9 protein-coding genes and 2 pseudogenes are annotated in these 12663 nt (G+C 69.3%); 2 read left to right on the forward strand and 9 right to left on the reverse strand.

Annotation, left to right across the window (positions count from 1 at the left end; genetic code table 11):
* Positions 1 to 30: 30 nt before the first annotated feature.
* Positions 31 to 309: a hypothetical protein gene (locus tag OG410_RS00805; protein WP_329297257.1), complete on the reverse strand. Its 279-nt coding sequence runs from the start codon at positions 307 to 309 to the stop codon at positions 31 to 33.
* Between the two features lie 214 nt (positions 310 to 523).
* Here OG410_RS00805 and OG410_RS00810 point away from each other — a divergent pair, with 214 nt between their 5' ends.
* Together OG410_RS00810 and OG410_RS00815 are read left to right on the forward strand one after the other, a co-directional pair.
* A complete protein-coding gene (locus OG410_RS00810; protein WP_329297258.1) occupies positions 524 to 985 on the forward strand; it encodes an SRPBCC family protein in 462 nt (153 codons plus the stop codon).
* A gap of 119 nt (positions 986 to 1104) precedes the next feature.
* Positions 1105 to 1689, forward strand: coding sequence for a DUF4383 domain-containing protein (locus OG410_RS00815; protein WP_329297259.1), 585 nt, complete (start codon positions 1105 to 1107; stop codon positions 1687 to 1689).
* A gap of 197 nt (positions 1690 to 1886) precedes the next feature.
* Here OG410_RS00815 and OG410_RS00820 read toward each other — a convergent pair.
* The 8 genes and pseudogenes from OG410_RS00820 to OG410_RS00855 form a co-directional block, all read right to left on the reverse strand.
* Positions 1887 to 2453: pseudogene (locus tag OG410_RS00820) on the reverse strand (transposase); the annotation flags it as partial.
* Positions 2454 to 2504: 51 nt separating this feature from the next.
* Complete coding sequence (locus OG410_RS00825) at positions 2505 to 4076, reverse strand: ISL3 family transposase (RefSeq protein WP_329303986.1); 1572 nt, start codon at positions 4074 to 4076, stop codon at positions 2505 to 2507.
* A 113-nt stretch (positions 4077 to 4189) separates the two neighbouring features.
* Positions 4190 to 4362, reverse strand: a pseudogene (locus OG410_RS00830) (SMI1/KNR4 family protein); the annotation flags it as partial.
* 149 nt (positions 4363 to 4511) lie between these two features.
* The gene (locus OG410_RS00835) at positions 4512 to 5114 is read right to left on the reverse strand and encodes a sarcosine oxidase subunit gamma (RefSeq protein WP_329297261.1); all 603 of its coding nucleotides are present in this window, start codon (positions 5112 to 5114) and stop codon (positions 4512 to 4514) included.
* Complete coding sequence (locus tag OG410_RS00840; protein ID WP_329297262.1) at positions 5107 to 8364, reverse strand: sarcosine oxidase subunit delta family protein; 3258 nt, start codon at positions 8362 to 8364, stop codon at positions 5107 to 5109. Before OG410_RS00840 ends, OG410_RS00835 begins: the two co-directional genes overlap by 8 nt.
* 11 nt (positions 8365 to 8375) lie before the next feature.
* Positions 8376 to 9608 (reverse strand): sarcosine oxidase subunit beta family protein, encoded by a 1233-nt coding sequence (locus tag OG410_RS00845; RefSeq protein WP_329297263.1) that lies wholly within the window; start codon positions 9606 to 9608, stop codon positions 8376 to 8378.
* Between the two features lie 58 nt (positions 9609 to 9666).
* On the reverse strand, positions 9667 to 10125 hold the full coding sequence (locus OG410_RS00850) for a tetrahydrofolate dehydrogenase/cyclohydrolase catalytic domain-containing protein (RefSeq protein ID WP_329297264.1): 459 nt from the start codon (positions 10123 to 10125) through the stop codon (positions 9667 to 9669).
* A gap of 30 nt (positions 10126 to 10155) precedes the next feature.
* A complete protein-coding gene (locus OG410_RS00855; protein ID WP_329297265.1) occupies positions 10156 to 12618 on the reverse strand; it encodes a GcvT family protein in 2463 nt (820 codons plus the stop codon).
* Positions 12619 to 12663: the final 45 nt, after the last annotated feature.

Consider the following 12663-nt stretch of genomic DNA (forward strand, 5'->3'; position numbering starts at 1 on the left):
TGCCGTCCCAGACGCCCGGTGCACAAAGCCTCAAACCACGCATGTGGTGGTTACTGACCCGGTGTCCTTGCGCCGGTCGGGCAGTACCTCGACCCGCTCGCCGGTCTCCGCATTCGTGATGATCGCGGCGTACCGGTGGCCCTTGAGCAGAGCGAATTCGTCGATACCTGCTACTCGGGGCGTCGGTCTGTCCGGCAGCGCGATGCGCATCAGCCGGTTCAGCACCGACGCCGACGACAGCGCCTGATTCAACACCGTCAGCACCCGCACCCCCGCAGAGCCAGCCAGTGCAACCGCGACAGCCTCCACGATCCGCCGTAGCGCCGGGGTCCTGCGTTGATAGCGCTCCGTCAGTCGAGATCGCCCAGGAGTTCGGGGTGCGAATGCCCCGAGAAGACCGCCAGACACTGCGTCACGCGACGAAGCCGCTGCATCCGCTCAGTGTTCCCGTCGGGAAGAGAAGGCAGGTAGGCCCCCACACTCCTGAAGTCAGCCGCTGCGGTCTCCGTGAAAGGGACGTTCCATGGTCGAAGTCGAACGCACGCTCACCCTGCACCACCCTCTGCCGGACGTGGTGGCTTACCTGGCCGACTTCTCGCACGCGCAGGAATGGGACCCGGGCACGGTGAGCTGCCGTCCGGCCAGAGCCGGCGCTCCCGTCACCAAGGGTGCCGAATGGCTCAACGTCTCGATGTTCCGCGGACGACGCACCGAACTCCGCTACCGGCTGGTCCGGCTCGAGGACCTGCGTCTGACCTTCGTCGGACGCAACCGCACCGCCACCTCCACGGACGACCTGACCTTCCGCGAGGAGAACGGCGCCACCCTTCTCACCTACCGGGCCCGTATCGACTTCCACGGCCTGGCACGGCTGGCCTCTCCGTTCCTGCGCGGAGAATTCGAACACCTGGGGGACGAGGTGGTCCAAAGGATGCCCCAAGCGGTGTACAGCTACTTCGGCGCCGGCAGGGGCTCGACGGGCTGATCCCGCCATCCCAGGACGCGATGCAACCACTCGGCAACTTTCGACTGAATAAAGGCGCGAAACGCAAGAAAAGGCGCCGCTTTCGCGGGCCTGACTCCCGGCAAGAGAAGGACCGAGCGATGAAGCTTCAGGATGAACTGCCCGTCGACCACCACCTGGCCGCCGTGTACCGCTGGGGGGCCGCCTTCTGCGGGGTGATCCTGCTCGTTTTCGGCATCCTCGGCTTCGCCGACGAGCTCAGTCCGTTCAACACCGAAGGGCAGAGCATCGCGGGCATGTCGACCAACGGCGCCCTCAGCCTGATCTCCGTGCTGGTCGGCTTGACCCTGATCATCGGCGGCAGCATCGGCGGCAACGTCGCCTCCACGCTCAACATGGCGGTGGGAACCCTGTTCCTGCTCAGCGGATTCGTCCACATTTTCATCCTCGACCGGCCCGCCAACATCCTCGACTTCGGCATGACCAACGTCATCTTCAGCTTCGTCATGGGGCTGGTGATCTTGACATTCGGCATGTACGGCCGCGTGTCGAGCAAGCTTCCGCACGACAACCCGTACTGGCGGCGTCGTCACCCCCGGAAGGCCGCCGAGGAATCCCTCGCCCGGCGCAGGCAGCCGGTTCCCGCAGGGGCGCTGCCGACCGGCACGGGCCGGACCGCCCTGCGTGGAGCGGCCGGGTCTCCCGGCTCGCGACACGGCCACTGAGGGATCCGGCTTGGCCACGACACGTTCGCGCCGAAGTACCCCGCCTATCCGTCCAGGCAGGCGACGCAGCGGGCCGGGCCAACAGGCGCAGTGGCGGTTGTTCAGGTCCGGTCAGTGGTGGGACTTTGACGTGCTCCCTGGCCTGAAGTCCAGGGATTCCGGCCTGGGTCGTCTGACCCATCCGGTGGCTCCCTGCTTCAACGCGCTGTGCGGGCACGTGTGCCCGTCTTACCGGCACTCCACAAGGTGAGGCTGGTTTCGGCGAGGCATCCGTCGATGAGGTTGCTGCGGTACTGGATCTGGCGGAGACCGTGCCGGAGCGTGCGCATGAGGTGGTCTGGGTCGGTGAAGGCGGTGTTTGCCTGGCTGCTGCGTCGCAGTAGTGACCAGATGCCCTCGACGGGGTTGAGGTCGGGTGGGTAGGCCGGCAGGAAGTAGCAGCTGATCCAGTCGTGGGTGTCGATGAACTGCCGCATTCGGCGGTCCTTGTGGACATTGAGGTTGTCCCGGACGAGCACGATGGGTGCGCCGAGTTGCTGGTGGGCGTCGATGAGGAGATCGCGGTAGTCGGTCCAGGTGAAGCTGCGTCTGCCGCCTCGTTTGTGATCGACGTGCCGTTTGGGCCGGTAGGTCAGGCGTATGCGTTCGCCGTGCTTGTAGCAGGCGAGCGCGGCGATGGAGATGCGGCGCTGGGAGCGTCCGCGCACCCGGATGACGGGTGTGTGTCCGCGCCTGGCCCAGGTGCGGGTGGTGGGCGGCGTCATCGGGAGGCTCAGTCAAGATTTTCGTGACGTGGTGACGGAGTGTGGCTTGGGTCAGGCCAGGAGGACTCGTTTGCGGAGTAGTGCGAAGCCGGCTCTCCCATACATCTGTCGTTTCAGCATCTTGATCCGGTTGACGTGGCCTTCGACAGGGCCGGAACTCCAGGGCAGGGTAAGGCCTGCAGTGACAGCCTGGTGATCACGCCGAAGACCGTCGGCAAAGGCGTGCAGGGCGGGTAGGTCATCGGCGTGGACAGCGTCTGTCCACGCCGGCAGGTTGTTTCCGCCGAGGTTGCAGACCATGCGGGCGAAGGCGGCCACGTGACTGCGGGCGGCAATCAACTCCGGGCACCGGGTGAGCACTTCACCCAGTTGGCGTTCTTCGTCGTCACGCAGGTGCTGGGGGTTCCACATGATCCAGTTGGTGACCTGCTGCGGTTTGAGTACCGGGGCCGGCGACCGGATGGAGCCGAGGTCGGTACGAAGCGGGCGGAGATAGCGTCGGACCGCTTGTGGGGTTCGTCCCGGGTAGCCCTGGGTCTGGATCTCCCGGAAGAGACGGGCAGCATCGGTGCATCCTTCGTTCCAGCGCCGGATCAGGTAAGGCTTGTAGTCGTCCAGGCGTGTGGTGCGAAGGGCGCCTTCGATGAGACCGTCGAGGTTCTTGCAGTGGGCATAGCGTTCCGCCGTGTGCCGGGCAAGGCCCAACTCCCGCGCGATGGCGCTGATCGTCCATCCGCGGGCCAGCAGTCGGTGAACTGCCTTGTGCCGCTCCCGTGTCCGAGTGACCAGCCACTTCTCCGCACCGGTGTCCGGATTGAGGATCGAGGGCGGAGCCGCGGCCATGCGCCGGGCCGAAGGGGTGCTCACCTCAGGTCCTTGCAGACAAGGACGGTGAGCGATCACAGTGCGCTCGACAGCGGTGGCCAGGTTGTCCCATAAATGCCACCGGTCGGCGACCTGCAGCGCGCCCGGAGCGCCTGCGCGGGCCGCCTCTGCATAGGCGCCGGCCCGGTCCCGGCAGATCACCTCGATCCCCGGGTGTCCGGCCAGCCAGACAGCCACAGGTTCCTTCTCCCTGCCAGGCAGCAGGTCAAGGACGGCATGGGACTCGACGTCGACCAGCACCGTCCCATATCTGCGCCCACGTCGAGTGGCGAAGTCATCCACCCCGAGCACCCGCGGTGAGGGAGGGCAGAGGTCGGGCAGCGCCATCAGCACATTCAGCAGCGTCGTCCGGCTGACGACGATATGCAGCACGGCGGCGAGCCGCGCACCGGCCCGGCCGGCAAGCGCCAGTGCAATGGCCTGTACCAGGGCCGCCAGCAAGACAGTGCGGCGTCCGTACCGGATGGTCAGTCCTTCGACCTGCTCGACAAAGGTACGACGCGCACAACTGACGACATCGCAGAACAATCGCCGCACCGACAGGTCGATGACCACTGCACGCCCGCCCACGGCGGCATCCGCCAGACACCGTCGATACCAACTGTGGACCCGGCCCGAGGAAACGCCGCAGTCGGGACACTCAAGTGCACCATGGCGGGTGCGGGCTTGGACCCGCACCACGCCGTCCTCCACCCCCACACGTTCCACCAGCACCTTCTCCAGGTGCGGAAATACCATGTCCAGCAAGTCATCACACACTGCAGACCATGCCACCGAAGTGACGCTCGGTCACCCCGTCACGAAAATCTTGACTGAGCCGAACGAGTTCTGGCTCGGGTTCTGTGGAGGGGTCACGGTGAGTGGGCGAGCCGCTGCCGCATCGGATGCGCTCGGAGCCGAGGTGAGGTGAGCTCCAGGGCCCGGTTGTCCTGTCCGGCAGCCATGCGGTCGAGCCATCGTTCCCACCAGGCCAGAAAGTCCGGGCGGAGGAGACGTACGGGCCCCAGAAGCCGTCTGCGTTGCCTGGAGCCGCTGTTCATGGCCGGCAGCGGTCACGGATACGTCAGGAACCCGCGCGGGTGCCGTCATTGAGGGCCGTATGGCGTGGCGGGACCGCTCCTGCCCCAGGAGCCGAACTTGACGCAGCGGCATCGCCCACCCCGCCGAGGTCGCTCAGACGTACTCCGTCGCCGCGTCCAGCAACCAGTCCGCCAGATAGCCGGCGAAGGACGAACGGACCAGTACCCAGAACCCGGCCCTGGGTTCCTCCCTGGCGACCAGGACGACCTGCGTGCGGCCCAGGGTCGTCTGGGCGCAACGGCCGGAGCCGAAGGCCCTCGGATGCAGATCCAGCGCGCAGCCGTGCGCCAGCAGATCGCGGGCGCGGGGACCTGTCACGAGGATCGTGGTGCGCTGGGCGGAGACGTCGGTGACGGAGACGGGCTCGTCTCCCGCTGCCTCCCGGATCCGGCGCTCCAGGTCCCGTTCACTGCCGGTCGGGCCGGCCACCAGCCATTCGTCCGGACCGAGCCACAGCACGGTCAGTTCCCCGGCGCGTACGACGGTGTCGGGTTCGAGGGGCAGTTGCAGGCCCAGTGCGAGCCCGACGGCGTCCGCCGCCGCTCCCTTGGCGTCGAGGCGCATGTTGATCTGGGCCAGGAACGGCAGTTCGGCCAGCCGGATCGCGCCCCCCGACGTGCGGGTCACGGTGGCCAGGCGGTCCGCGGCCTGCGACAAGGGGCTGCGGAGCGGGGCGGTCAGGGCGGTGTCAGCCATCGCGGCGGGCTCCCTCGGGGTCGTAGAGGACGGGGCTTGCGACGGTCACCGGGACCAGCCGGTCACCGACGGGGGCGTACAGCCGCTCGCCGATGCGGTCACGGCCGCCCTTGATCAGGGCGAGCGCGAAGGTCCGGCCGAGGGCGGCACTGCGGTAGCTGGAGGTGACGTGGCCGAGCATCGGGACGGGCGGTGCGGGCAGCTCGCTGTCGGCGACCAGGTGAGTGCCCTCGGGGAGGAAGACGGCCGGGTCCACAGGGAGCAGGCCGACGAGGTGCTTCCGGTCGGGGCGGACGGTGTCGGCGCGGGCGTGGGAGCGCTTGCCGATGAAGTCGGGCTTCTTCTTCGACACCGCCCAGCTCATGCCCAGGTCCTGCGGGGTGACCGTGCCGTCGGTGTCCTGACCGATGATCGGGTAGCCCTTCTCGGCACGCAGGACGTGCATGGTCTCGGTGCCGTACGGGGTGATGCCGTACGGGGAACCGGCCTCATGCAGTGCCTGCCACAGGGTGAGTGCTTCCCAGGGTGACACGTTGATCTCGTAGGCGAGTTCGCCGGAGAAACTGATCCGGCACACCCTGGCCCCGATGCCCGCGACGGTGGTCTCCCGCCATGCCATGAACGGGAAGTCGTCGTTGGCCACGGCCAGTTGGGGTGCCAGCGTGCCGAGGACGTCACGGGAGCGGGGGCCGACGAGGGCGACAGTGGCCCACTGTTCGGTCACGGATGTGCAGTTGACCTTCAGTTCGGGCCACTCGGTCTGCAGCCACTCCTCCATCCAGTCCAGTACGACGGCCGCGTTTCCGGTCGTGGTGGTGACCAGGAAGCGGTCCTGGGTGAGGCGGATGACGGTGCCGTCGTCGAAGACCATGCCGTCCGGGCGGCACATCACGCCGTAGCGGATCATGCCGGCCTTCAGGGTGCTCATCATGTTGGTGTAGAGCCGGTCGAGGAAGACGCCCGCGTCCGGGCCCTGTATGTCGATCTTACCGAGGGTGGAGGCGTCCATGAAGGCCACGCCGTCGCGGGCGGCGGCGCACTCGCGCAGGACCGCGGCTTCCATGTCCTCGCCGTCCTGCGGGTAGTACCAGGGGCGCTTCCACTGGCCGACGTTCTCGAAGAGGGCGCCGTGCGCGACATGCCACTCGTGGATGGCGGTCGTGCGGACCGGGTCGCTCAGAACGCCGCGGTCACGGCCGGCGAGCGCCGCGAAGGAGACCGGCGTGTACGGCGGCCGGAACGTGGTCGTGCCGAGCGCGGAGATGTCCACGCCGAGCAGTTCGGCGACGACGCCGCCGGCCAGGAACCCGGAGGTCTTGCCCTGGTCGTTGGCGGTGCCCGCCGTCGTGTAGCGCTTGGTGTGCTCGACCGAGCGCAGACCGGCGCCGGCCGCCCGGGCCAGGTCGTCGACGGCGACGTCGCGTTGGAGGTCGACGAAGCGGGGCGAGTCCGGAGCACCGGGGACGACGTACACGTGCATCGCCGGCGTCTGGCGCGGCCGTGCGGCCACCGCCGGCAGGCTGGGCGCCTGCGGGGTGTAGCCCTCGGCCTCGATCGCGCGGGCACCGGCGGCGGCGCCCTGGGCCAGGACCTCGGCCGGATCCAGGGCACCGCTCGCGCTGCCCGCGACCTCGACCGCCTGCCGGCAGGTGTCCGGCACGAAGAAGCCCAGTGCCTCGTCGTACCGCAGCTTGCCGCCCGACTGGCTGAACAGGTGGGCCACCGGGTTCCAGCCGCCGGAGACCAGCAGCAGGTCGGCAGTGAACTCCCGCTGTCCTTCGGACTCTCCGTACGGGGCGACGGTCACCGCGGTGAGCCGCGTGTCGCCCTTCGTGCCGGTGACGGCGTGTCCGGCCATCACCTCGATACCCGCCTGCCGAGCGCGCTCCGCCCACTCTCCTGGTGCGGGGCGGGTGTCGACGATCGCCGCGATGTCCACGCCCGCGGCGGTGAGGTCCAGCGCTGCATCGTAGGCACTGTCGTTGGTGGTGAGGACGACTGCATGGCGGCCGGGCAGCGCACCGTGACGGTTGACGTAGGTGCGGGCCGAGGCGGCGAGCATCACACCGGGGCGGTCGTTGTCCGCGAACGCCAGCGAGCGCTCGTGGGCGCCGGTGGCCAGGACCACGCGACGCGCCCGGATGCGCCAGACGCGCTCGCGGGAGACGTGCTCGGGGGCGTCGGCCCCGAGGTGGTTGGTACGGCGTTCGACGGCGAGGAGATGGTTGTCGTCGTAGTAGCCGAAGACGGTGGTACGGCGCAGGATTCGCACCTCGGGGGCGTTGTCGAGCTGCCCGGTGACATCCGCCACCCAGTCGAGGTGTTCGGCCGTGCCCAGAAGGCTGCCGCCCGGCTCCGGTTGGTCGTCGGCGAGGATGACACGGGCTCCGCTGCGGACGGCGGCCGCCGCCGCGGCAAGGCCGGCCGGTCCCGCGCCGACGATCAGCAGGTCGCAGTGGGCGTGTACGGCGTCGTAGCGGGCGGGGTCCGGTTCGCCGGCGAGGCGGCCCCGGCCGGGGAGGCTGCTCGCGACCAGGCCGTCGTAGAGCTCGACGGTGGTCGCGGGGAGCATCGGCTCGGGGAAGGGCGCCTCGATCTGGACGACCGCGTTGGGCTCCTCCACACCGGCCGAGAAGATGCCTCGGGGGCGGCCGAGTCTGATGCTGGTGCCGGCCTCGATGACGCCGTTGGCGAGGAGGGCGGAGGCGAGGGTGTCGCCTCGGACGCCCTGGTACTCGGTGCCGTCGAAGGTGAAGGTGAGGGGGGTGTCTCGGTGGATGCGGCCGCGGGTGGGGTGACGGAACGGCTGGCCCGCGGCGGAGCCACTGATGGAGGCAGCACCGCCACCGCTCCCACCCGTCCCGTCGTGAAGGGGCTCCGTCCCCTTCACCGCCGTCGGCGGTGAAGGGGTCTTGTCCTCGGACTCCACCAGAGGGGGTATCCCCGGACAGGCTGAGCGCGCCGGGCGGGGCCCGGGCGTCGCCGGGCGTTCCTCACCCGCCGGGTACACCGCCAGGATCTCGTTCGTGGCCGTGTCCCGTACCGCGTTGAACCACTTGCGGCAGCCCGCCGCGTGACTCCAGCGCTCGGCGAACGGGCCCTTCGGGTTGTCGCGGAAGAACAGATAGCGGGCCCACTCCTCGTCGGTGAGGGCCGAGGGGTCCTCGGGGTAGGGCACGTGGGCCTGGCCGCCGTAGTGGAACTCGGCCTCGTCGCGGGGCCCGCACCACGGGCAGGGGATGAGCAGCATGGTCGGGCTCCCTAGTGGGCCACCGCGGCAGCGCCGTGCTCGTCGACGAGCGCGCCGGTGGTGAAACGGTCGAGCGAGAAGGGGGCGTTGAGGGTGTGCGGGGCGTCGTGGGCGATGGTGTGGGCGTAGACCCAGCCCACGCCCGGCGTGGCTTTGAAGCCACCCGTGCCCCAGCCGCAGTTGAGGTAGAGATTGCCGACGGGGCTGAGCCCGACGATCGGTGAGGCGTCGGGGCTGACGTCGACGATGCCGCCCCAGGTGCGCAGCACGTGGGCGCGGGCGAAGACCGGGAAGAGCTCGAGGGCCGCGGACATCTGCTCTTCGATGATGCGGAAGGCGCCGCGCTGGGTGTAGGAGTTGTACGCGTCGATGCCCGCGCCCATCACCAGCTCGCCCTTGTGGGCCTGGCTGACGTACACGTGGACCGCGTTGGACATGACGACCGTCGGGTGCACCGGCTCCAGCAGCTCCGACACGAGCGCCTGCAACGGATGGCTCTGGACGGGGAGTTCGATTCCGGCCATGGCGGCGAGAACCGAGGTGTGGCCCGCCGAGCAGAGCGCGACCTTGCCCGCCGCGATGGGGCCGAGGTTCGTCCGGACACCGACCACGCGGTTGCCGACCAGCTCCAGGCCGGTGACCTCGCAGTTCTGGATGATGTCGATGCCGGCGGCGTCCGCCGAGCGGGCCAGGCCCCAGGCCACGTAGTCGTGTTTGGCGATCCCGGCGCGCGGCTGGTAGGTGGCGCCCAGGACCGGATAGCGCACGTCCGGTGAGATGTTGACGATCGGGCAGATTTCCTTGACGCCGTCCGCGTCGAGCCACTCCGCGTCCACGCCGTTGAGGCGGTTCGCCTCGACGCGGCGCACGCTGTCGCGGACGTCCTGGAGGCTGTGGGCGAGGTTCAGTACACCACGCTGGGAGAAGAGGATCGGGTAGTCGAGCTCCTCCGCGAGTCCCTCCCACAGCTTGAGCGCGTGCTCGTAGATGCCGGCGCTCTCGTCCCACAGGTAGTTGGAGCGGATGATGGTGGTGTTGCGGGCCATGTTGCCGCCGGCCAGCCAGCCCTTCTCCAGCACGGCGACGTTGGTGATGCCGTGGTTCTTCGCAAGGTAGTGGGCGGTGGCGAGGCCGTGGCCGCCGCCGCCCACGATCACCACGTCGTACGAACGCTTCGGCTCGGGTGTGCGCCAGAGGAAATCCGGGTGGTCCGGGAGGTCGGTGCCTGGGGTGAGGGGGCTCATCGGACGTCTCCGTCTTCTGAAAGGAACGGATACAGCGGGTGCTCGGGGGCCGTCACGTTCATACGGCGTTCGCGTTCCTCTCGGCGGCTTCGACGACATTGGCGAGCAGTACGGTCCGCGTCATGGGTCCTACGCCCCCGGGCATCGGCGCGAGCCACCCGGCGACCGAGGCCGCGTCCGGGTGTACGTCGCCGACCAGCCCGAGGTCGGTGCGGGTGATGCCGACGTCCTGGACGATGTGGCCGGTGCAGGTCAGGTCGGCGTCGGGTTCGTCGATGACGGCCTCGGCCTGCGTGGCGTCGGCGGGCAGTTCACGGCGGATGGAGGCGACGCCGGTCTGCGCGCAGTTCCGGTGCTTGCCTCCGACGTGGGCGCGGCTGCCGGGGTCGTCGTCGGCCAGGACCGTGCCGAGCCCCGGCGGACGACCGCCCGCGGCGGTCGACTTGGCCACACGCTCGGCGAGTTCGCGGCGGATCGCGGCGGTGGTCGCCTTGCCGTCCAGCAACTGAGCGGTCACCGACAGTGCTCCTTGTCTCGAAGTCGACACTCAGCCACGGAGGCGGGTCATGGCCGGGTCGAACAGGGGCTCCTCGGCGACGACCGCCTCGACGCGCCGGTCGAAGTAGCCGATGTGCACGGTGGTGCCGGGGGTGGCGAGTTCCGCCGGGAGCCAGGCGTACGCGATGCCCTTGCCGATCGTGTAGCCGTAGGCGGCGCTGGTGACGTAGCCGACGGCGCGGTCACCGTCGTACACCGGTTCCTTGCCCATGACGACGGACTGCGGGTCGTCGATGGTGAGGCAGGTCAGCTTGCGGCGGACTTCGGTCTTACGGCGCTCAAGGGCGGCCTTGCCGATGAAGTCGCCCTTGTCGAGTCTGACGGCGAAGCCCAGGCCGGCTTCGTAGGGGTCGTGCTCGTAGGTCATGTCGGCGCCGAAGGACCGGTAGCCCTTCTCCAGCCGGAGGCTGTTGAAGGCGCCGCGCCCGGCGATGATGCCGCCCAGCGGCTTGGCCGCCTGCCACAGGGTGTCCCACAGCTTCTGGCCCAGGTCGGCGGTGGTGTACAGCTCCCAGCCCAGCTCGCCGACGTAGGAGAGGCGCATCGCGGTGACGGGGACGGAGCCGATGTGGGCGCGCTTGGCGCGGAAATACTTCAGGCCGTCGTTCGAGAAGTCCGTGTCGGTGAGGGGCTGCAGGACCTTGCGGGCGAGCGGGCCCCACAGGCCGATGCAGCAGGTGCCCGGGGTGATGTCACGGACCTGGACCGTGCCTCCCCCAGCTACCGCTGGGAGGTGCCCCCAGGGGAGGTGACGGGTGAACCAGTCGAGGTCCAGGTTGCCGTTGGCGCCGACCTGGAAGAGGTCGCGGGCCAGCCGGGCGACGGTGACATCGCTGCGGATGCCGCCGTCCTCGTCCAGCAGGAGGGTGTACGTGACGGAGCCGACGGACTTGTCGATCTTACTGGTGGACAGCCTCTCCAGGAAGGCGGCGGCACCGGGACCGGTGACCTCAAGGCGCTTGAGGGCCGTCATGTCGTACATCGCGACGCTCTCGCGGGTGACCTGCGCCTCGGCGCCGACGATCGGGGACCAGTAGCGCGCGGCCCAGTCGTTCGGGGTCGGAATGGAACGGCCCTCCAGCAGGGTCGCGTTGGCCTCGTACCACTGGGGGCGCTCCCAGCCGTTCGCCTCCAGGAAGAAAGCGCCCAGCTCCTGCTGGCGGGCGTGGAAGGGGCTCGTGCGGATCGGGCGCGGGTCCCCGGACGGTTGGAGCGGGTGGAGTATGTCGTAGACCTCGACGAAGTTCCGGCAGTCGCGGGCCAGGACGTACTCGGGGGCGAGCTGGTGCGGTTCGAAGCGGTTGACGTCGCACTCGTGCAGGTCGAAGGACGAGCAGTAGCCGTCGACCAGCCATTCGGCCATGGCCCGGCCGACACCGGCGGAGTGGGTGACCCAGACTGCCTCGGCGACCCAGAAGCCCTTGACGTCCGGGGACTCGCCGAGGAGCGGCTGGCCGTCGGTGGTGAAGGAGAACAGGCCGTTGATGCCCTCCTCGACCTTGGCCTCGCGCGTCGCGGGGAGCAGAGACCGGGTCTCGGTCCAGGCGTCCTCGAAGTCGTCCTCGGTGAACTTCAGGACCGACGGCATCTCGTCGGCCTCGCCCACGGACAGGATGTCGTCGGCGGAGACGGGCATCGGGCGGTGACCGTAGTAGCCGATGCCGATGCCGTCGAAGTGGTCGCGGTAGTAGAGGTCGGCGTCCTGGTGGCGCAGGATCGGGCGCACCGCCTCCTCGGTCTGGCCCGCGAGCGCCGGTACCGGGCCGGTCCAGGCGAGTTGGTGGCCGAGCGGGGTGAGCGGGAGGTTCATGCCGACCATGCGGGCGATCTTCGGGCCCCAGATACCGGCGCAGCACACGACGAAGTCGGCGGGGATCTCCCCCTGGTCGGTGAGGACGCCGGTGACGCGGCCCTCGCTCTGCTGGACGTCGAGGACCTCGTGGCGGGCGAGGAAGCGTACGCCGCGCTCGGTGGCCCGGCGGATCTGTGCCTCTACCGCGAGGACGGCCTTGGCGAGGCCGTCGGTCGGGACGAGCAGGCCGCCGAGGACCTTGTCCGGGTTGACGAGCGGGTGCTGCTCGACGCACTCCTCGGGGCTCAGCAGCCGGGCCTCGATGCCCCAGGCGGTGATCCAGCCGTGGCGGCGGTGCAGCTCGGCGACGCGCTCGGGGGTGGTCGCCACTTCGAGGCCGCCGACCTGCAGGAAGCAGGGCTTGCCGTCGACGTCGAGGGAACAGAACTTCTCGACCGTGTAGCGGGCCAACTCGGTCATGGTCTTGGAAGAGTTCGTCTGGAAGACCAGGCCCGGGGCGTGCGACGACGATCCCCCGGTGGCCGGCAGGGGGCCCTGGTCGACCACGGTCACTTCGGTCCAGCCGCGCGCGGAGATCTCGTCGGCGAGGGCCGCTCCCACGACGCCTGCTCCGATGATCACCACTCGGGGTCCCGCCATCGCCGCACCTCCGAAATCAAAACCATCGAGTTGCTGTCTGCGCAA

The organism is Streptomyces sp. NBC_00659, from assembly GCF_036226925.1.
Classification (GTDB): Bacteria; Actinomycetota; Actinomycetes; order Streptomycetales; family Streptomycetaceae; genus Streptomyces.

What these genes read in the sequence shown, in the direction of transcription:
- OG410_RS00810 (WP_329297258.1), top strand. Translation starts at nt 524, where the DNA reads ATGGTCGAAGTCGAACGCACGCTCACCCTGCACCACCCTCTGCCGGAC.
- OG410_RS00815 (WP_329297259.1), top strand. Translation starts at nt 1,105, where the DNA reads ATGAAGCTTCAGGATGAACTGCCCGTCGACCACCACCTGGCCGCCGTG.
- OG410_RS00825 (WP_329303986.1), bottom strand. Translation starts at nt 4,076, where the DNA reads ATGGTATTTCCGCACCTGGAGAAGGTGCTGGTGGAACGTGTGGGGGTG.
- OG410_RS00835 (WP_329297261.1), bottom strand. Translation starts at nt 5,114, where the DNA reads ATGGCTGACACCGCCCTGACCGCCCCGCTCCGCAGCCCCTTGTCGCAG.
- OG410_RS00840 (WP_329297262.1), bottom strand. Translation starts at nt 8,364, where the DNA reads ATGCTGCTCATCCCCTGCCCGTGGTGCGGGCCCCGCGACGAGGCCGAG.
- OG410_RS00845 (WP_329297263.1), bottom strand. Translation starts at nt 9,608, where the DNA reads ATGAGCCCCCTCACCCCAGGCACCGACCTCCCGGACCACCCGGATTTC.
- OG410_RS00855 (WP_329297265.1), bottom strand. Translation starts at nt 12,618, where the DNA reads ATGGCGGGACCCCGAGTGGTGATCATCGGAGCAGGCGTCGTGGGAGCG.